Origin of the sequence: Pseudoalteromonas rubra (assembly GCF_001482385.1) — a bacterium.
Taxonomy (GTDB): Bacteria; Pseudomonadota; Gammaproteobacteria; order Enterobacterales; family Alteromonadaceae; genus Pseudoalteromonas; species Pseudoalteromonas ardens.
Window position 1 is genome coordinate 3,002,063 of sequence record NZ_CP013611.1, and the last position, 20,070, is coordinate 3,022,132.

General features: G+C 49.5%; 17 protein-coding genes. 10 read left to right on the top strand and 7 right to left on the bottom strand.

Going from position 1 to position 20,070, the window contains the following annotated elements:
• Positions 1–53 precede the first annotated feature (53 nt).
• The 5 genes from AT705_RS12990 to priA form a co-directional block, all read right to left on the bottom strand.
• Positions 54–416: a gamma-butyrobetaine hydroxylase-like domain-containing protein gene (locus AT705_RS12990; RefSeq protein WP_058796905.1), complete on the bottom strand. Its 363-nt coding sequence runs from the start codon at positions 414–416 to the stop codon at positions 54–56.
• 40 nt (positions 417–456) lie between these two features.
• Positions 457–1,785 carry an HslU--HslV peptidase ATPase subunit gene (hslU, locus tag AT705_RS12995; protein ID WP_058796906.1) on the bottom strand — a complete coding sequence of 443 codons (1,329 nt, stop codon included), beginning with the start codon at positions 1,783–1,785 and terminating at the stop codon, positions 457–459.
• An 11-nt stretch (positions 1,786–1,796) separates the two neighbouring features.
• On the bottom strand, positions 1,797–2,315 hold the full coding sequence (gene hslV / locus AT705_RS13000) for an ATP-dependent protease subunit HslV (RefSeq protein ID WP_010386191.1): 519 nt from the start codon (positions 2,313–2,315) through the stop codon (positions 1,797–1,799).
• A 76-nt stretch (positions 2,316–2,391) separates the two neighbouring features.
• The gene (locus AT705_RS13005; protein ID WP_058796907.1) at positions 2,392–2,925 is read right to left on the bottom strand and encodes an SPOR domain-containing protein; all 534 of its coding nucleotides are present in this window, start codon (positions 2,923–2,925) and stop codon (positions 2,392–2,394) included.
• An 8-nt stretch (positions 2,926–2,933) separates the two neighbouring features.
• A complete protein-coding gene (priA, locus tag AT705_RS13010; RefSeq protein ID WP_058796908.1) occupies positions 2,934–5,105 on the bottom strand; it encodes a primosomal protein N' in 2,172 nt (723 codons plus the stop codon).
• A 309-nt stretch (positions 5,106–5,414) separates the two neighbouring features.
• On the opposite strand from priA, the gene rpmE reads away from it, so the two are divergent.
• Positions 5,415–5,630: a 50S ribosomal protein L31 gene (rpmE, locus tag AT705_RS24935; protein WP_010386197.1), complete on the top strand. Its 216-nt coding sequence runs from the start codon at positions 5,415–5,417 to the stop codon at positions 5,628–5,630.
• 629 nt (positions 5,631–6,259) lie between these two features.
• Positions 6,260–7,501, top strand: coding sequence for a malic enzyme-like NAD(P)-binding protein (locus AT705_RS13015; protein WP_058796909.1), 1,242 nt, complete (start codon positions 6,260–6,262; stop codon positions 7,499–7,501).
• A 72-nt stretch (positions 7,502–7,573) separates the two neighbouring features.
• On the opposite strand, the gene metJ is transcribed toward AT705_RS13015, so the two are convergent.
• A complete protein-coding gene (metJ, locus tag AT705_RS13020; RefSeq protein ID WP_010386199.1) occupies positions 7,574–7,894 on the bottom strand; it encodes a met regulon transcriptional regulator MetJ in 321 nt (106 codons plus the stop codon).
• Between the two features lie 300 nt (positions 7,895–8,194).
• Here metJ and metB point away from each other — a divergent pair, with 300 nt between their 5' ends.
• Together metB and metL are read left to right on the top strand one after the other, a co-directional pair.
• Complete coding sequence (gene metB / locus AT705_RS13025; RefSeq protein ID WP_058796910.1) at positions 8,195–9,418, top strand: cystathionine gamma-synthase; 1,224 nt, start codon at positions 8,195–8,197, stop codon at positions 9,416–9,418.
• A gap of 5 nt (positions 9,419–9,423) precedes the next feature.
• A complete protein-coding gene (gene metL / locus AT705_RS13030) occupies positions 9,424–11,772 on the top strand; it encodes a bifunctional aspartate kinase/homoserine dehydrogenase II (protein ID WP_058796911.1) in 2,349 nt (782 codons plus the stop codon).
• Between the two features lie 58 nt (positions 11,773–11,830).
• Here metL and AT705_RS13035 read toward each other — a convergent pair whose 3' ends face one another.
• On the bottom strand, positions 11,831–14,278 hold the full coding sequence (locus tag AT705_RS13035) for a penicillin-binding protein 1A (RefSeq protein ID WP_058796912.1): 2,448 nt from the start codon (positions 14,276–14,278) through the stop codon (positions 11,831–11,833).
• A 224-nt stretch (positions 14,279–14,502) separates the two neighbouring features.
• Here AT705_RS13035 and AT705_RS13040 point away from each other — a divergent pair, with 224 nt between their 5' ends.
• From AT705_RS13040 to aroK, 6 genes are all read left to right on the top strand, one after another.
• Positions 14,503–15,582 (top strand): pilus assembly protein PilM, encoded by a 1,080-nt coding sequence (locus AT705_RS13040; RefSeq protein ID WP_058796913.1) that lies wholly within the window; start codon positions 14,503–14,505, stop codon positions 15,580–15,582.
• The gene (locus AT705_RS13045) at positions 15,570–16,166 is read left to right on the top strand and encodes a PilN domain-containing protein (protein WP_058796914.1); all 597 of its coding nucleotides are present in this window, start codon (positions 15,570–15,572) and stop codon (positions 16,164–16,166) included. The genes AT705_RS13040 and AT705_RS13045 overlap by 13 nt, the downstream gene beginning before the upstream one ends.
• A 3-nt stretch (positions 16,167–16,169) precedes the next feature.
• Positions 16,170–16,775: a type 4a pilus biogenesis protein PilO gene (locus tag AT705_RS13050; RefSeq protein WP_049865187.1), complete on the top strand. Its 606-nt coding sequence runs from the start codon at positions 16,170–16,172 to the stop codon at positions 16,773–16,775.
• The gene (locus AT705_RS13055; RefSeq protein ID WP_058796915.1) at positions 16,772–17,311 is read left to right on the top strand and encodes a pilus assembly protein PilP; all 540 of its coding nucleotides are present in this window, start codon (positions 16,772–16,774) and stop codon (positions 17,309–17,311) included. Before AT705_RS13050 ends, AT705_RS13055 begins: the two co-directional genes overlap by 4 nt.
• 13 nt (positions 17,312–17,324) lie before the next feature.
• Positions 17,325–19,373 (top strand): type IV pilus secretin PilQ, encoded by a 2,049-nt coding sequence (locus tag AT705_RS13060; RefSeq protein WP_058796916.1) that lies wholly within the window; start codon positions 17,325–17,327, stop codon positions 19,371–19,373.
• Positions 19,374–19,524: 151 nt separating this feature from the next.
• Positions 19,525–20,043 (top strand): shikimate kinase AroK, encoded by a 519-nt coding sequence (gene aroK, locus AT705_RS13065; RefSeq protein ID WP_010386209.1) that lies wholly within the window; start codon positions 19,525–19,527, stop codon positions 20,041–20,043.
• Positions 20,044–20,070 lie beyond the last annotated feature (27 nt).

Sequence of the window (20,070 nt, forward strand, 5' to 3'; positions counted from 1 at the left end):
GGGTAAAAGAAAAGGCGACTACAGGTCGCCTTTTTTGTGCGTATCACAGTGGATCAGGGGGTAAACTTAATGGGCACATCGTGGCGTGCAGACACACGCTGCTGATAAAGTTGCCATAGCTCATCCTCTTGCTCACAGAGCTTTCGCAGGTATTGCCAGCTAAATAGCCCCGAGTTATGACCGTCATCGAATACCAGTCTGACTGCATAATGGCCGATCGGCTCAATCTGGCTGATGGCCACATCCTGCTTATTGAGGACCAGCTGCTGCTGACCGGGACCATGTCCCTGGACCTCAGCTGACGGGGAGTGGACCCGCAAAAATTCGGCGCTGAGTGTGTGCGTCAGACCATCATCAAAGTACACATCAAGCCGACTTTGTCGGGTGTGGTAATGCAGTTTGGTAACTTGATACATAGGCATAAAAAAGCCCGATCAGTGATCGGGCGGGATTCCGTTAAAGAATAAAGCGGCTCAGATCTTCGTCCTGTACCAGCATATCTAAATGCTTGTCGACATAGGCGGCATCTATCGTTAGTGACTCACCGGCTTTATCGGAGGCATCGAAAGAGATCTCTTCCATTAGCTTTTCCATCACAGTGTGCAGACGACGGGCACCAATGTTTTCTGTTTTCTCATTCACCTGCCAGGCAGCCTGTGCAATGCGCTCAATGGCATCATCACTGAATGCGATGCTGACACTTTCTGTGTCCATCAGGGCTTGTTGTTGCTCCGTGAGTGACGCATGTGGTTCAGTCAGAATGCGTTTGAAATCTTTTGCTGTAAGTGCTTCGAGCTCAACACGGATCGGTAAGCGACCTTGCAGCTCAGGAATAAGATCAGAAGGCTTCGCCATCTGGAATGCCCCTGAAGCGATAAACAGGATATGGTCCGTTTTTACCATGCCATGTTTGGTGCTGACGGTAGAGCCTTCAATGAGTGGCAGCAGGTCGCGCTGAACCCCTTCACGACTGACATCGGGTCCAGAAGCTTCGCCACGCTTACAAATTTTGTCGATTTCATCAATGAACACGATACCATTTTGCTCAACGGCAAAAATCGCCTGCTCTTTTAGCTCTTCCGGGTTGACCAGCTTCGCGGCTTCCTCTTCAATCAACAGCTTGAAGGCTTCTTTGATTTTTAGCTTGCGGCTTTTCTTTTTGTCGCCTGACAGATTCTGGAACATGCCCTGCAACTGATTGGTCATTTCTTCCATGCCTGGCGGTGCCATGATCTCAACCTGAGGAGAGGTTTCTGCCACTTCAATGTCGATCTCTTTGTCATCCAGCTGACCTTCACGCAGTTTCTTACGGAATACCTGACGTGTAGAGCTGTTATCACTCTGTTGTGTTTCGCCCCAGGCATCTTTGGCTGGTGGCAGTAGTGCATCTAAAATGCGTTCTTCAGCGGCTTCTTCTGCGCGGTGTTTGTGCTTCTTGGTTTGCTGCTCGCGTGTCATTTTAAAAGACACTTCAACCAAATCGCGGATGATGGTTTCGACTTCTTTACCCACATAACCGACTTCGGTGAACTTAGTCGCTTCAACTTTGATGAATGGCGCGTTTGCGAGCTTAGCCAGTCGGCGGGCGATTTCGGTCTTACCCACACCCGTAGGACCAATCATTAGAATATTTTTTGGGGTGACTTCAGTACGCAGCTCTTCAGCAAGCTGCATGCGACGCCAGCGGTTTCTGAGCGCGATGGCGACGGCTTTCTTCGCTTTGTCCTGACCAATAATATGCTGGTCCAGCTCATGGACGATTTCTCTTGGGGTCATTGCTGTCATGGCAATTCCTATTACAATTCTTCGATGGTTTGGAAATTGTTGGTAAAGACGCAGATATCGCCTGCGATTTTAAGGCTCTTTTCCACAATTTCTCGGGCACTCAGGTCGGTGTTCTCAATCAGCGCAGTGGCTGCTGCCTGAGCAAAGTTACCACCACTACCGATGGCGATTAGATCGTGCTCTGGCTGAACAACGTCACCATTACCTGTGATGATCAATGATGCTGTCTCATCGGCAACGGCCAGCAGAGCTTCCAGTTTGCGCAGTGCTCTGTCGGTTCGCCAGTCTTTTGCCATTTCAACGGCCGCACGGGTGAGGTGACCCTGGTGCATTTCCAGTTTGGTTTCAAAGCGTTCAAACAGGGTGAAGGCGTCGGCAGTGCCACCGGCAAAGCCTGCAAGTACCTTACCGTTGTAGAGGCGACGCACTTTTTTAGCGTTGCCTTTCATTACCGTATTGCCAAGTGATACCTGGCCATCTCCGCCAATTACGACTTTGTCGCCTCGGCGAACACTCACGATAGTTGTCATAGTATTCCTTAATCAGGAGGCACATGCCTCAAGTATAAAATCAATTAGGGTAGAGATAGGGACGATTTCACTAAGATCAAGTCCACTTCCAGATCCCACAGCTGACGATGTTTATCCGCTCCAGCTTATTTTTGTCGCTCTCAGCGCCCCGTTTGGTGTCATAGGGACCAAGACGCACCCGGTACCAGACACCATTGGAGCCTTCTGTGCGACGGATCTCAGCGATCAGGCCGGCAAACGCCATCTTGGCTTTCATTTGTTCTGCCTGCTTATAGGTTCTGAATGATCCACATTGCATCTGGTAGGGGCCCTTACTCTCAATTTTCTTGACCTCGACTTTCACCTCATGATCTTTAATGTCTTTGATGAAGTCAGGCGGGCGTGGCAGGTCTTTTTCGACTTTCGGTTGCGCAGTTGTCTGTGCGGGCGTTGGGCTGACAGGCTGTGCCTCTGGTTCGCCGTGCTGCTTGATGTACCACAGGCCATAACCAAAGGCACCGATCAACACCAGTGTCAGCGCAGCAAAATATTTTGGAAAGGGTTTGGCGGTCTTTCCTTTGGCGGCTTTTTTGCCGCCCGGCTTTTTATTTATATAGTCGTGTTGTGCCATAACGTTTTTTAATAGGTATCCATAGGGTCAACGTCAATACTCCAGCGCACCCGGTTGGCGAGTTTATGCTGGCCAATATAATCAGCCAGTTGTGCCAGGTATTGATGCAGTACTTTGCGTTGCGCTGCCTGAATATGCAATTGATATCGGTACTTTCCGGCCAGGCGTTCCATCGGCGCGGGGATCGGTCCGAGTAATTGTATACCAGGGTAGGGGGTGGCTGGAACCAGATCTGATAAAAACGCCATAACCAGTTTTGCGTTGGTGGCTTCCGCACGGATCAAAGCTAGGTGGCTGTAGGGAGGCATCTGGGTTTCCTCGCGTTCGCGCAATGCATAGCGGGCAAAATCCTGATAGCCGTTGTTGACCAGATCCTGTAACAAAGGATGCTCCGGGAAGTGGGTTTGCAACAGCACGGTGCCGGCTTCGCCGCTGCGCCCGGCCCGCCCAGCGACTTGGGTAATGAGCTGCGCCATGTGCTCCGTGGCGCGAAAATCGCACGAATACAAGCCGCTGTCCACGTCGAGGATCACCACCAGATTGACGTCAGCGAAATGGTGCCCCTTGGCGAGCATCTGAGTGCCAATGAGCAGTCGCGCACCGCCCTGGTTAATTTCATCCAGCACGGTTTCGAGGCTGCCTTTGCGCCGGGTTGAATCCCGATCTATACGGTGCACCGGAAAATCAGCAAATTGCTGGGATAAAAACTCTTCCAGTTGTTCTGTGCCATATCCCGTGGGCATGATCTGAGTGCTGCCACAGTCAGGGCATTGCACGGGCACAAACGCTTGTTCAGAGCAGTGGTGACAGATCAGCCGGCTAAGGGATTTATGATAGGTGGCGCTGGTACTGCAGCGGGTGCAATTGCTCAGCCAGCCACATTCATGACAGATAAGTGTCGGGGCAAAGCCACGCCGATTGAGAAATACCATCACCTGTTGTCCGCGTGCCAATGTGGCAGCCATGGTATCCACACTGGTCTTGGCAAATCCGGATTGCTCCGCCTGACCTTTCATATCAACCAACATGAAGCGGTTATCTTGCTGGGTTTGTGCTCGTTTGGTGAGTGGCAGCAATTGATAGCGATTTTGCAGCGCTTTTTGCAGGGTTTCCAGTGCTGGGGTGGCAGTGCCGAGGATTAAAGGAAAGCGACCTTGTGCAGCACGGTAGGCCGCCAGATCACGGGCATGGTAGCGCAACCCGTCTTGTTGTTTGAACGAACCGTCGTGTTCTTCATCGACCACTATCATGCCCAGTGTCTGAAAGGGCAAAAAGATGGCTGAGCGGGTACCAATTACCAGAGCCGACTCTCCCAGCTCGGCGCGACGCCAGGTGTGTAAGCGTTCATTGTCGGTCAGATTAGAGTGCCAAAGATCAATGGGTAATCCCTCGAAGCGGCGTTTAAAGCGGTTAACTGTCTGTGGCGTCAGCCCTATTTCTGGTACCAGCACAAGCGCCTGTTTACCACTAGCTAAGATGACTTCGAGGCTTTGCAGGTACACTTCGGTCTTACCACTGCCTGTCACACCTTCGAGTAAAAAGGTACGAAACCCGGTCTCACTGTTGATTGCACTGCAGGCGGTAGCCTGCTCCGGATTAAGCCTGGGCTTACTGCCCAACTGTAACGGTCTGGATTGCCAGTGCGTATCGGTGCGCAGCTCTTCCTGGATCAGTGCTTTTTCTAATAAGGCTTTGATCTGTGCCTGTGAGAAGCCCAGCGTTTTGAGTTCACTGGCGGTGGCATCTCCGGCGCTGCGCAGTTGCTCAAGCAATGCCAATTGTTTTTTTGCTCTGAGCTGAGTGGTTTCACGCCCGGCTGGTGTCAACGTCAGTACCGACACCTGGGTTTTATCAACTTGCTCGCCTTCGCGCAGTGCACCAGGCAGGGCAGTAAACAAGGTTTCGCCCAGAGGGTGGCAATAATACTGGGCACCGAAGCGTAAAAATCCAAGGTGCTCTAGTGACAGCACGGGGGTGGCATCCAACACAGACTCAACGGCTTTTATTTTCTCTGCGGGCACATCGCTGTGAGATTTTAACGCCACGACAATGGCAACACAGGCCCGATTGGCAAATTTTACTCTGACTCGGCCTCCCACACAGGGCTGCTGTTGTGGTTCGAGGCGGTAATCAAAGGTTCTATGTAAAGGCACTTTTAAAGCGACTTCGGCGAAGCGCATGGAGACTCCGGCATCTGAATATCAAAGTTAAGGACAGGTGCCTGATAGTCATGTAGGGTGCTAACAGAACACGGGCTCAGTATACCGTAACAAGGCAAAAATGCATGCCAGTGGTGAGGGAGTTTGATGTGCATGGCATATTTTTCGGCCACATTTCGAAATTGTGCAAAAAATAGCAGTTAAAATGTATTTATTGCTTGTGGATCGTCACGATTGACCCTAAAATACGCGTCCACAATTTTTGTATAACTACGTATGGTGCCAGACTTCGGGTTTGGAGAGCGATACGGCCTTAACTAGAGGTGTCCTATGAAAGAAGGTATTCATCCTACGTACGAAACAATTACAGCTACTTGTTCGTGCGGTAACAAATTCGAGACTCGTTCAACACTATGTAAAGACATTCACCTGGACGTATGTTCTGCATGTCACCCGTTCTACACTGGTAAGCAGAAGATCCTAGACACAGGTGGTCGTGTTGATCGCTTCAACAAGCGCTTTGGTGCGCTTAGCAGCAAGAAGTAAGTTTTACTTTTGCTGTAGAAAAAGCACCTTCGGGTGCTTTTTTCGTTTCTGGAGTGTGTTATTTTCGATTTTTTGGTATGCCGCATTTTATTATGCTAAGTGGACGGATCAGTGTCGTTTGGTCAGTAAAGTTTCCAGTAATGCGAGGCTACTGTCTGTAAACCGGCGTGCTGTTGTGCTTGTAAAAACGCATCCATGTGACAGCCATATCACAGCGTAAATTCCTCCTGAATGACCATATTCACCTGATTAAAATGCATACCTATCCCTGTAAATGCCTCATTTATTTTTATTTAATGCCAGCTAAGTGTTGTTAAAATACCATACTTGGTGGTTAAATGTCGGGAACTTGTTTTTGCTCGTTGTTTTATTCATCTGATTTATATTCCGCATAAAAATGACGCTATTTTGAACTGAAAGTGACACTAATCGGATCATTTATTGTGAGTTAAGTTTGCCGAAAAGTAGCAAAAAAGTCGCTAAATATTGCTAACTGCCAACTATCTTTGCTTTAACAGGATAGACCTGATATGGCTTGAATTAATTTTTAAAAAAGGTATGGTTTAACACAGTTAGCGAATTTTTATCTCACTCTCACTTTCAACTTCTTCGTAGGAAAAAATCGCGTCATGTCAGACTTTCGTGAACAAGCGTTACATTACCATGCCCACCCCGTTCCAGGAAAAATCAGCGTAGAGTTGACCAAGCCTGCAGAAACCGTCAAAGACTTAGCCCTGGCATACAGCCCAGGTGTTGCGGAGCCGGTTCGTGAAATCGCAGCCGATCCCAGCAATGCATACCGTTACACAGGCAAAGGTAACATGGTGGCTGTGATCAGTAATGGCACTGCTATTTTGGGATTAGGCAACCTGGGTCCGTTGGCTTCCAAACCAGTGATGGAAGGTAAAGCCTTGCTATTTAAGCGCTTTGCTGGCCTGGATTCAATTGATATTGAAGTTAAGCACCGTACCACTGAAGACTTTATCAATACAGTTGCAAACATTGCCGATACCTTTGGCGGTATTAATCTGGAAGACATCAAAGCACCTGAGTGTTTTGAGATTGAGCGTGCGCTGATCGAGCGATGTGATGTGCCGGTATTTCATGATGATCAGCACGGCACCGCGATTGTCACTGCTGCGGGTATGTTGAACGCGCTGGAGATCCAGGGTAAGAACATTCATGACGCCATTATGGTTTGTCTGGGAGCGGGTGCCGCTGCCATCGCGTGTATGGAGCTTTTAATTAAGTGTGGCGCACAGCGTGAACACATTTATATGCTTGACCGCAAAGGGGTTATTCACACTCGCCGTGATGATCTCAACGAATACAAGAAGTTGTTTGCCAATAACACGGACAAGCGCACGTTACAGGACGTGATCGAAGATGCCGACGTGTTTGTGGGTGTCTCTGGTCCGGATCTGTTGTCACCGGAAGATCTGAAATTAATGGCTGATAAGCCAGTGGTATTTGCCTGTTCTAACCCGGACCCTGAGATCAGCCCAGAAGTGGCGCATGGCGCGCGTGATGATCTGATCATGGCAACGGGTCGCTCTGATTACCCTAACCAAGTGAACAATGTACTGTGCTTCCCGTTTATCTTCCGGGGTGCGCTGGACGTGCGTGCCACGGCCATTAACGATGAAATGAAGATTGCAGCGGTAGAAGCAATCCGCAGCATTGCCAAAGAACCGGTGCCTGCTGAAGTACTCAAAGCAGCGGATGTGAATAGCCTGGAGTTTGGTGAACATTACATCATCCCTAAGCCGATGGACCCGCGTTTGTTGCCACGTATCGCCAGAGCCGTTGCCGAGGCTGCGGTAGAGTCGGGTGTTGCGCAAATTGAGATGCCAGAAAACTACATGGCATAAGCCAACCTGAGCAAAAAAAGCCTCACAATGTGAGGCTTTTTTTATTGCTGTTTTTCACTGGCGCTGTAAAGATTATTCTTCATTTATCTCTGGGATCTCCAGACCCATTTCCGTCATGATCTGACGGACTTCTGCCGGGATTTTTTCCGGGTTGTCTTTGCGCAGATCTTCGTCACCAGGGAGTGGCTGGCCGGTAAAGGCATGCAGAAATGCCTCACACAGTAACTCACTGTTCGTCGCGTGACGCAGGTTGTTGACCTGGCGACGGGTGCGCTCATCGGTCAGCACTTTCAGTACGTTGAGCGGGATAGAAACAGTAATCTTTTTTACCTGTTCTGATTTCTTACCGTGTTCTGCATAAGGGTGAATATATTCACCGTTCCATTTAGCCATAGTGATGTACTTGCCTCAGTGTTGTAGATGCAATGCGAATAAGGCTGTGTACTGTGTATGGATCCAACCGTGACACGTAGGCTCTCTGTTGGCAATGTTGCACGTCATTTGCCATAGTTTAAGCTCAAATACTCAGTCTTATTAGCATAGAGTTCGCGTTGAGTGGCGAAATTTTATCGGTTTAAAAAAGATAGTCAAATACTAGTTATTTAGCCATTTAGCGGTATAAATGTTTTGACTTCTAACTTTTGTTCATCTAACCTTTTAGACGTCTAAACATCTAATTCATCCAGGTGACCTATGAGCCAAAGCAACAAGTCAACCATAGCGGTACGTACAGGCATAGATGCTGACAAGCATCATGGTGCAGTGGTGCCGCCGCTTTATCTGTCGACCACCTATTCTTTCGCGGATTTTGATAAAAAGCGCGATTACGATTATGGCCGCAGTGGTAACCCGAATCGCGATATTCTTGCGCAAACACTGGCGGAGCTGGAAGGTGGCGCTAAGGGGATCATTACCGCAACGGGTATGGCCGCGGTTCACCTGGTGACTCAGTTATTGAATGCTGATGATACCTTAGTGATCCCACACGACTGTTATGGGGGCAGTTATCGCTTGTTTACCTCGCTGGAAAAGCGCGGTTTGCTCAGGGTAAAAGTACTGGATCTGACACGCAGTGACAGTTTGCAGGAAATTCTGGCCATTAAACCTAAACTGGTCTGGATTGAAACACCAAGTAACCCCATTTTACGCTTAACCGATATCCAGGCTGTTGTGGATGTCGCCGCGCAGTGCGGTGCGCTGGTTGCCGCTGATAACACTTTCTTGTCGCCGGCACTGCAAAACCCCATCGCATTTGGGGTCGATATAGTGGTGCATTCCACCACTAAGTATATCAATGGTCACTCTGATGTTGTGGGTGGAGCTGTGATTGCCAAAACCGAGGAGCTGGGTGATGAACTGGCCTGGTGGGCCAACAATATCGGCATCACCGGTGCGCCGTTTGACAGTTACCTGACTTTACGTGGTTTACGTACACTCAATGTTCGCCTTAAACAGCATCAGGAAAATGCGCTGGCGATTGCACGTTACCTTGAGCAATCAGAGTTTGTTAGCCAGGTTTATTATCCCGGGCTGGAAAGCCACCCTCAGCACGCACTGGCGAAACAGCAGCAGCAAGGTTTCGGCGGCATGGTGAGTTTTGATATTAAAGGGGAACTGGCGGACGCCGCTAAGTTCCTGACCAGTGTGAAGCAATTCTCCTTGGCAGAATCCCTGGGGGGCGTTGAAAGTTTGATCTGTCACCCGGCAACCATGACACATGCGGGCATGGATCCGGCTGCACGGCTTGAGGCGGGTGTTGGTGACACACTGATCCGCATTTCGGTGGGGATTGAGGAAATCGACGATTTATTAGCAGACTTTGAGCAGGCATTTGCTGCGGTGAAGGCCGCGCAAGGCAACTCCAGTGACAATGCGAAAGCATTTAAGCTCTCGCCAGCACATACGGCATTGTGGTAGAAGAAATGACAAAAGCAGTACATAAATTCGGTGGGTCGAGCCTGAGCTCGGCTGCCCGTTATCAGGCGGTTGCCAATATCATCATTGGGCAGTGCCAGAGCGGTGACTGTATCGTGGTATCGGCCGCAGGTAAAACCACCAATACTTTGGTTGCCTTGTGGCAGAGTTATCAGCAGCAGGACGAACGGGCTTTTAGTGACATCTTGTTGCAAGTGGAAAACCATCAGCTGCAGCTGATTGATGAGCTATTTAACGCAACGCAGCAATCCTCGCTGGTCGCTGAATTACGGGATGAACTGAGCAGCATCGGTCGTCAGGCACAGTCACGCCAGTTGCTCGAAGCCCCGTTGTTGGCGTTTGGTGAGATCTGGTCAGCGCGTTTACTGGCAGCTTTGTTGAACACCTTGAATATTGCTGCGCAGGATGTTGATGCGCGTACTTTGTTTACTCAGCATCAGGGACAACTGATGCACAGTCAAAATCGCAGCGCCTGCCACCAGGCACTTGATCAGGACAAAATATATGTCGTGACCGGTTTTATTGCCGCTGATAGTGCAGGCAATACGGTCACGTTGGGACGCAACGGCAGTGATTACAGCGCCACATTATTAGCCAACTATTTAGATGCGGCGTCTGTGTCTATCTGGACCGACACGCCAGGCGTTTTCAGCACCGATCCACGTAAAGTGGGTAATGCAATCAAGTACAGTAAAGTGTGCCGTGCGCAGGCTAATTTGCTGGCACGGCTTGGCAACCCGGTTTTGCACGCAAAAACATTGTCACCACTTAAAGAGACCGCCATTAAGCTCCAGGTACGCAGTAGTTTTGACCCAGACGTGCAGGGCACCGAAGTGGTCAAGCAAGGGTACAGCAAAGAAAAGCGCTTTGTGACCACGTTTGGTGATCTGGATTTATTGCGGGTTGATACCCTGGTTTCTGGAGAAGTCGGGGCGCTTAGTCAGCTGATCCAGCATGGCATCCACCACTTCAACCAAAACGGCGAAGATTACCTGCTGGTGCCCAGTGAATTCACACATCAGGTTGTTTTGCGCCTGAGTGGCCGGGTCACCATCGTTGAATCTCACCTGCGTGGTTTTGCTGTGGTTGCACCTAGCCCGGACATTGCACCGTTAGTGCGCCAGGCACAGACGGTACTGGATGAACAGGCCGTGGTGGTGCGCTTTACTCACAGTGCCACAGACTATGCCTTATTCCTGACGGATCAGGCCATTGACAGTGATGTGTTGGCTATCTTGCACGACAAACTGGTGAATAAAGGGCGTGAACTGGCGGTGATCATCGCCGGTCTGGGCAACGTTGGTGAGGTCTTCCTGAGCCAGTGTCAGCAGCAAATTGCGCGCCTGCAGAGCCAGTTTGATTTGAAAGTGGTGGCACTGTTGCGCTCACAGAAAATGGTGTTCTGCCCGAGCGGCTTAACGTTGTCGCAATGGCAACAGCAGTGGCATAGTGAGGCGCAGGATTACTCGCATGAAGAACTGCTGGATCGCATCAGCGAGCTGGATTATGAACACAAGGTGGTGATTGATATCACTGCCAGTGAGGCATTTAGTCAGCTTTACCCGGATTTTGCGGCCCATGATTGCCATCTGATCAGTGCGAATAAGTATGCCGGAACTGCGCAACATGACTGGTATCAGGCATTGCGTACTCAGTTGCAAGAGCGTAACTTGCTGTGGCGCTATAACACCAGTGTTGGCGCCGGGCTGCCAGTCAATTTCGCGCTTGCCGATCTGCAAAATAGCGGCGACAGAGTCGTGCGGATTGAAGGGGTGTTTTCAGGTACTTTATCCTGGTTGTGCAGCAGTTTTGATGGCACTCGTCCTTTCTCTGAGCTGGTATTGGCGGCACAAGAGATGGGGTATACCGAGCCGGATCCCAGAGAAGATTTATCCGGTCGCGATATGCAGCGCAAGCTATTGATCCTGGCACGTGAACTGGGTTTACAGCTGGAACTGGACGACATTGCCTTAGAGGCGCTGATGCCTGAGACATTGGCTGAAGGCAGTTGGGAAGCCTTTTTGGCACGCAAAGATGAGTTAGATGCGTTTTACCAGCAACGTCAGGAAGCAGCCCTGGCTGCTGACAAAGTGCTGAGGTATACCGGTGCCCTGGAGATTGACGCATCAGGAACAGTCCGTGCCAAAGTGGGCATTGCGCAAGTTGCTCAGGGGAGCGCGATTGCCAATTTAACCCCGGGGGACAACATTTTTGTGATAACCACCCAGTGGTATGAACAAAACCCCTTGGTTATTCAAGGGCCAGGTGCGGGTAAAGAAGTAACCGCAGCGGGGATCCACTCGGACTTGTACTGGTTAACGCAACAGCTGAGATAACCGAAAAGAAAGACAAAAAAGGCCGGTGACTGACACCGGCCTTTTTGCGTAATGGTTATTAGAACAGCTCTTCTGTATCCGGGAGTTGCTCTTCAAACGGCGTACTGGAGCCCGTTTCAAGTACGTATTTTGTTGGGGTAGTACCACGCTCAAAATATTCGAAACGGCTGGTGTGATCGTTACGCTCACTCAATAGCCCGGTTTTTAAATCGATGCGCACAGACACCAGGCCAGGAGGCGGGTCAATTGGTGCAAGTGGCTCATCTTTCAATGCTGCACGCATAAACTGCACCCAACCCGGCAGTGCTGACGTGGCACCTGCCTCGGCACCGACGATCTGTTGCTTGCCCTGATTGGCGTTATACGCTGCGCGGCCCAGCGACTTACCCGGATCGTCAAACCCGACCCAGACGGTGGTGAGTACGTTGCGATTAAACCCCGTAAACCAGGTATCGACCGAGCTGTTGGTAGTACCGGTCTTGCCGGCCAGATCTTTGCGTTTTAGCGCCTGTGCACGCCAGCCGGTGCCAGTCCAGCCGGTTTTGTGTTTCCAGCTGCCGCCGCCCCAGATCGCGCTTTTCATTGCGTCGGCGATTAAAAATGCATTGCGCTCGGAGATGATCCGCGGTGCACAGGTGTATTGGTCGACTTCCCACTCTTCTTCACTACAGATGCTCAGTGGTTGGGCGGCACCTAGGACGTTGCCATAGCTGTCGGTGAGTTTTTCAATAAAATAGGTCTCGACTAAGTGACCGCCATTGGCAAAGGCACTCATGCCGCGGGCCATTTCTAGCGGTGTCAGTGATGCACTGCCCAGAGCCAGCGATTCGCTTCGAACAATGTCCTCGTTATTAAAACCAAACTTGAGAATATGGTCGGCTGCTGCGTTGAGCCCCATACCCCGCAGTAAGCGTACTGACACAACGTTTTTCGACTGAGCCAGAGCACGGCGAATACGAATTGGGCCACTGTACACATCAGGGCTGTTTTTCGGACGCCAGGCGACGCCCATGCTTTTATCCCAATGATTGATTGGGGCATCGTTGATGATGGTCGACAAAGTGTAGCCTGCTTCCAGCGCACCCGAGTAGATAAATGGCTTGATGTTCGAACCAACCTGGCGCTTAGCCTGAACGGCCCGATTATACTGGCTTTGACGGAAACTGTAGCCGCCAACCAGGGCTTTAATGCGACCACTTTGTGGATCTAATGACACCAGCGCACTGGCAGGCTGAGGGAATTGGCTGAGTAACCAGTTCTGGTCTTTATTACGCACCCAGATCTGCATACCAGGCGCGAGAATATCACTTGCTTGTTTCGGCGGTAACCCCTGGCGGCGCTCTGTGATGTATGCACGCGCCCATTTTAACCCGGACCAGGGCAAAGTGACAGAGGTGCCGTCTTTGAGCAATATCGTGGCACTTTGCTCTTCAAGTGCTGTCACTACACCTGCTTGAAGCGGGTCTATTTCTTTGACATTGCGCAGCTTCTTTAGGATCTGAGTGGTTGACCAGGGGGTTTCCTCTGGTTGCCAGTATTGCGCTTGCGGACCACGGAAGCCGTGTCGCATATCATAAGCGTGGAGGTTGTCGATCAGGGCTTGTTGTGCAGCGGCCTGAACGTCTGACTCGACTGTGGTATAAACCTTAAAACCGGAGTTGTAGGCCTGGTCTTCACCATAGGTTTTCACCATGTAAGCGCGGACCATTTCCGATATGTAAGGCGCATAGAGTTCGATTTCAGCGCCATGTCGTTTTGCTGTGATCGGTGCCTGAGTGGCCTCGTTGTATTGGGCCTGAGAGATGTAGCCTTCAGTCAGCATCCTGCCCAACACGACGTTGCGGCGTAACTTGGCACGCTGCGGGTTACGGATTGGATTAAGTGCTGAAGGTGCTTTGGGCAGGCCGGCCAGCATCGCCATTTGCGCCAGGCTCAGCTCGTGTAGTTCCTTGCCATAATACACTTGGGCAGCTGCCCCAATCCCAAAGGCTCGATGACCCAGTTCTATTTTATTGAGGTAAAGCTCAAGAATTTCATCTTTATTGAGTAATCGTTCGATATGTAAGGCGATAAAGATTTCTTTCACTTTACGAATATAGGCCTTTTCCCGGGTCAGGAAGAAGTTTCGTGCCAGCTGCATGGTGATCGTACTGGCGCCTTGTTTTTTCTCCCCGGTGCTGACCAGGACGATAAATGACCGCACAATACCGATCGGGTCGATGCCAAAATGATCATAAAAGCGGTTGTCTTCGGTGGCCAGAAAAGCCTGGAGTAAAGGCTCTGGAATGTCATTAATTTTAACCGGGATACGGCGTTTCTCGCCAAACTGATTGATCAGTTTGCCGTCGCGGGTAAAGACCTGCATTGGGGTTTGCAGCTGTACATCTTTTAAAACCTTTACACTGGGTATGTCAGATTTGACATAGTAATAAAGGCCGAACAAGGTAAGCAGGCCCAGTGTCGTGCAAAGCAGTATAAGTTGTAGTAATCTTTTTAATAAATTCACGAATTTATCCCTAGCGAGACTCCCAATTACAATCGGACGCTGTTAGTATATCCTGATTAAAAAACGATTAATAATTTTTGCGTAAATTACTTTGTGCCTAATGAAGGTGCATGGGAGTGTGGCCGAAAGTTGGCAAGTAGTATAACGCTTTTCGCCAAACTGTACCTAAATGACTAAACTCTTAATTAACACTGTACAGAATTCTGGATACTTGGGCTAACGGCATGTTGCGTCAATTTTTAAAAAAACAAGCTCCAATGATGGTCGGAGTAGACATAGGCTCACATTGCGTAAAGGCTGTTTTGTTAGCCGAATCAAGCGCAGGGTACCGGGTTGAGGCTGTTGCCATTGAACCGTTACCCAAAGGCGCGATGAAAGAGCGTGCCATTCAGGATATTGAAGCGGTCGGTAAAGTCATCAGTAAAATACGCAAACGCCTGCCAAAAACCAGTCACTTTGCAGCTGTTGCTGTCTCTGGCCAAACGGTCATTACCAAAATGATTTTTATGGATGTGTCCTTAAGCGATGCTGAATTAGAATCACAAATCGCGATTGAGGCCGACAGCCTGATCCCTTATCCACTCGATGAAGTCAGCCTGGATTTCGAAAAGCTAACGGTGAATGAGGCGGATCCCTCCAAGGTCAATGTGCTATTGTCTGCGGCCAGGACGGAAAGTGTACAGGCGCGTGTAAGTGCACTGGAAGAAGCTGGCTTAAAAGCGAAAGTTGTGGATGTTGAAAGTTACGCCCTCGCCCGTTCTGCTGAGGTTTTGTATGGTCAGCTTCCCTCTGATGCTTACGATAAAGTCGTCGGGATCATTGATATTGGTGCTGTGGTGACTTTGGTGAGTGTCGTACAGTCCGGTAAAACGCTATATACCCGGGACCAGGTTTTTGGTGGAGAGCAGTACACTAATAGCATTGTTGCGTATTACAACAAGAGTTTTGATCAGGCCGAGTTGGCAAAAACCACCGGTGATTTGCCGCCGAACTATACCTTTGAAGTACTCGCGCCATTCCAGACTTCGCTGTTACAGCAGGTGCGTCGTGCGCTACAAATGTTTATGACGACCAGTGGCCAGGAGCAAGTCGACTACATTGTTTTGACCGGGGGGACTGCACAAGTGGAAGGGCTCGACCGTTTGCTTGTGGATGAGCTGGGTGTGCATGCTATTGTGGCGGATCCGTTTGCGAATATGGAAATAGCGCCTAAAGTGGATCGAGGTGTACTGAATAATCACAGAGCGCAGTTTGCCATCGCAACCGGGTTGGCACTGAGGAGCTTTTCGTCATGCCACATATAAATTTACTGCCCTGGCGAGAGCAGCAACGGCAGGCTTCTCAACAAAAATTCCTGGCCATATTGGGGATCATCGTCGCTGCCAGCTTAGCGCTGATGTACGGCATTGGTGCATTTTATGACACCCTTAAAGAAGGGCAGGAAATTAAGAACCTTTACCTGTCCAGTGAGATTAAAAAGCTGGATAAGCGGATCGGGGAAATCCGCGGGTTGAACCAACAAAAAGAAAACCTGCAGCGTCGGATCCGGCTGATTGAAGAGTTGCAGAGCAACCGTAATTTGGGCACGCAGATCATTGATGAGGTGACACGCGTTGTGCCAGCGGGCGTCTATCTGACGAGTTTGGAGCGACAACAGAATATGATCAAAGTGATTGGCCGCAGTGAATCGAACAATCGCCTGTCGCAAATGTTACGAGCAGTCGAGTCGTCTTATTTATTGCGGGATCCGTTACTCCAGGGCATTGTCGCTGGTGAACGCGAAGAGCGTTTACTGAGTAACTTCACGATGAATTTTTACGTTAAAACGTTCGCTCAAATGGAGAAAGAACGCGCCGAGTTAGCTCAGACAACGCAGGCGGAGAATTAGGCCATGAAACTTGATTTGAAGTCGCTGCAGGAGATCGACTGGAACGAAATTGAGCTGGATAACATTGGCGAGTGGCCGATGCCAGTGAAAGCCATTTGTTGCGCTGTGGTGGTGGTGATCATGCTGGTCGTAGGATACAGCATGCTGGTCTCTGCGTCGGTGGCTAGCTTTGAGCGAGCGGTCAAAAAAGAAGAAGAGTTGCGCACCAGCTACCGCGTCAAATACGGTCGGGCAAATAACCTGGAGTTATATCGACAGCAAATGCAGGATATGGAAGCGCAGTTTTCTCAATTGTTAAGAAAACTGCCAACCTCGAATGAAACTCCGGGGTTGCTCGATGACTTAACGTATGTTGGCACATCCAGTGGTCTGACGTTTCTAAAAATAGGCTGGCTGCCTGAGATTAAAAAAGAATTTTATACGGAACTGCCAATTAATCTTGAAGTTGTGGGGACGTATCACGAGTTTGGTGAGTTTGTCAGTAAAGTGGCACAGTTGCCGCGTATTGTGAGTTTGCATGATTTTCGTATTGAGGGCGCAGGCAATAATCAGCTGGTGTTTAGCGTGGTAGCAAAAACCTACCGCTACGAACAGGAGACTGAAGAATGAGGCGTCTGCTGGTTTTGTTTGCGATGATTGCACTGACAGGGTGTAACGATAACACTGCAGAACAAAAAGAGTTTATTGACCGGGTGCAGGCGAATGCGACTCCGAGCATAGACCCTATGCCCGAAATGGCGCAGTTTGAGCATTTTCCCTATAGTGCGGCTCAACTACGCAGTCCTTTTGTTGCCCCACAACCGGAAGTCATTGAGAGTCGCCTGGTACAGGTTAAAAACTGTCTTCACCCAGATCCGAATCGTCCCCGAGATCCGCTAGAAAAATACGCGCTGGACAACTTGATGATGAAAGGCACGATCACACGCGGTGAGACGGTATGGGCGTTGATCAGAGCTGGCGAGCAAGGTTTGTTCAGAATAAAGAAAAATGAATACATGGGTTTGTATCACGGTAAAGTGGTGAGCGTACAAGCAGACCATCTGGAGTTGATGGAACTGATCCCAGACGGAACGGGGTGTTGGAAAGAGCGCCTGAGCAAAGTCGAAATGGTGGAAGCCGAGGACGTTGGTGCCAGTGAAGAATAAAAAAGGTGAAAATATGATTGCGCGCGACGGGATCAAACACGTTGTGAAAACTCTGATGGGTGGCATTTTAATGGGCACAGCGTTGCTCGCCCAGGCAATGCCTATGCTGTACGATGTGCGTTATAACCCGGTGCCAAGCGGAGAAACTGAGCTACAGCTTGTGTTTGACGAAAAGCTGGCGATTGAACCTAAAGTGCAGGTGCTGAATGAGCCGGCACGTATAGAGTTGTTTTTCCCGGATGCTGAATATGAAGAAAGCCTGGAACTGCTCAAAGTGAACCAAGCCGGGATTGAGCGGATCAAGAACAGGATGGAACAGGGCGGATTTGTGCTGAGTGTTGAAATGTCTGCACTTAAACTCTATCGCACTGAGGTTAAAAATAATCTGGTTTACATCAAAGTTTCAGATCAGCCAATTCCAGTTTCCAGCGAGGATGCGCAACCTGATACGCTGCACAGCGAGATGAATCGGATCCAAAATATTGATTTCCGTCGCACAGATAAAGGTGCCGCTCAGATCCTGGCCTTTCTGGATTCCAGTCAAGCGGCGCTCGATGTGCAGGAGCGAGGCGGGCAGATTTACGCTGACTTTCATCATATTGCCATCCCGGATGAGTTATTATATGAGCTGGATGTGGTTGATTTTGGCACCATTGTGAGTACGGTTGAAACCTTCCGTGAAGAGGGAAAAAGTCGTTTGGTGATCAAACCTAATGACGCTTTTAAGTTCAATTATCAGCAATTAGACAACATCTTTACCCTGACAGTAGAAAAAGACGATCAGGAATTTTCGTATGCGGATACGAAAAATTATCAGGGACAACCGATCACGTTGAACTTTCAGGATATCCCGATCCGTTCTGTGTTGCAGATAATCGCCGACACTAACAACTTTAATCTGGTCACCAGTGATTCGGTTACGGGCAACATTACCTTACGCTTGGATGGTGTCCCCTGGGATCAGGCGCTGGATGTGGTGTTACGGGTGAAAGGGCTTGATAAACGCATGGAAGGGGCTATTTTGATGGTGGCGCCGTCTGAAGAGCTGGCCGCCAGAGAAGCAAAAGAGTTGCAGGCAAAACGTCAGGTTGAAGAGCTGGAGCCTTTATATAGTGAATACATTCAGCTTAATTACGCTAAAGCAGAAGAATTTGCTGATTTACTTAAAACGGATGAAAACTCCATCATCAGCCTGCGTGGCAGTGTCTCTGTGGATAAGCGGACCAATACTCTGCTGATTAAGGATACTTCGCGTAGCATTGAAAACGTGAGACGTATGGTTGAGACGCTGGATGTGCCGGTTAAGCAGGTGCGTATTGAATCGCGTATGGTTACGGTGTCAGATAACATTCAGGAAGACTTGGGGATCCGCTGGGGGTTCAGTGATCAACAAGGCACAGATGCGATTTCGGGCTCTCTGGAGGCCACCAATAAGCTCTCCGGAGGCACTATCCCTGATCTAGCCGAGCGCCTGAATGTGAATTTGCCGGTACAAGGTTCAACTGCAGGCAGTATCGGCATGCACATTGCTAAACTGTCAGACGGGACTTTGATAGATTTGGAGCTGTCAGCGCTGGAGCAGGAGAACAAGGGTGAGATCATCGCAACACCCAGCGTTACGACTGCAAACCAGAAAACGGCGCGGATCGAGCAGGGTACTGAGATCCCTTATGTGGAATCGGCTTCCAGTGGTGCATCGACCGTTCAGTTTAAAAAAGCGGTGCTGAGTTTAGAGGTGACACCGCAAATAACGCCGGATAATAAAATTATTTTGGATCTGGTCATAACCCAGGACACACGGGGTGATACAGTACAAACAGCCAATGGCCCGGCTGTGGCGATAAATACACAAAGGATCCAGACTCAGGTCTTGGTCGAAAATGGTCAGACGGTTGTGTTAGGGGGCATTTATCAGCAGGAAATGACCAATGCGGTGAGCAAGGTACCTGTACTGGGAGATGTACCCTACTTAGGTGTCCTATTTAGGAACACACGAGAAATCAATGAAAAGAGAGAGTTATTGATTTTTGTGACGCCTAAGATCATGCATGATTCACTGTAGTCAGACTAAAATAACAATAATGGGCGTGAAAGTTGCCTTTTGACTTGAAATCACGCATTGATTGCTGAGATAATCCCCTCCTTAATTTTGGGGCCAGGTCGTTAGGCGGGGTTTTATTTCAAATTTTAGAGTTCGTTTGTACTAAAAAGATATGGCTGAGAAACGTAATATATTTCTGGTAGGCCCAATGGGGGCTGGTAAGAGCACGATTGGTCGTCACATTGCGGACCAATTACATCTGGAGTTCTTCGATTCAGATCAAGAAATCGAGCGCCGCACTGGTGCTGATATCTCCTGGGTGTTCGATATTGAAGGAGAAGAAGGGTTTCGTCGTCGCGAAGAGACCGTGATTTCTGATCTTACCGAAAAGCAAGGCATCGTATTGGCTACTGGCGGCGGCTCGGTCATCAGTAAAGAGGTACGTAACAAACTATCTGCTCGTGGTATTGTGGTTTATCTTGAAACCCCAATTGAGAAGCAAGTAGCACGTACCCAGCGCGATAAGCGTCGTCCTTTGCTACAAACAGAAGAAGATTCACGCGACGTATTAGTGCGTCTGGCAGATGAACGTGAACCACTGTATAAAGAAGTGGCGGATCACGTTGTACGCACAGATGAACAAAGCGCCAAAGTGGTTGCTAATCAAATCATTGAGAAGTTAGATTTCTAAACATGTAGGCTAGATAGGAGGTGACGG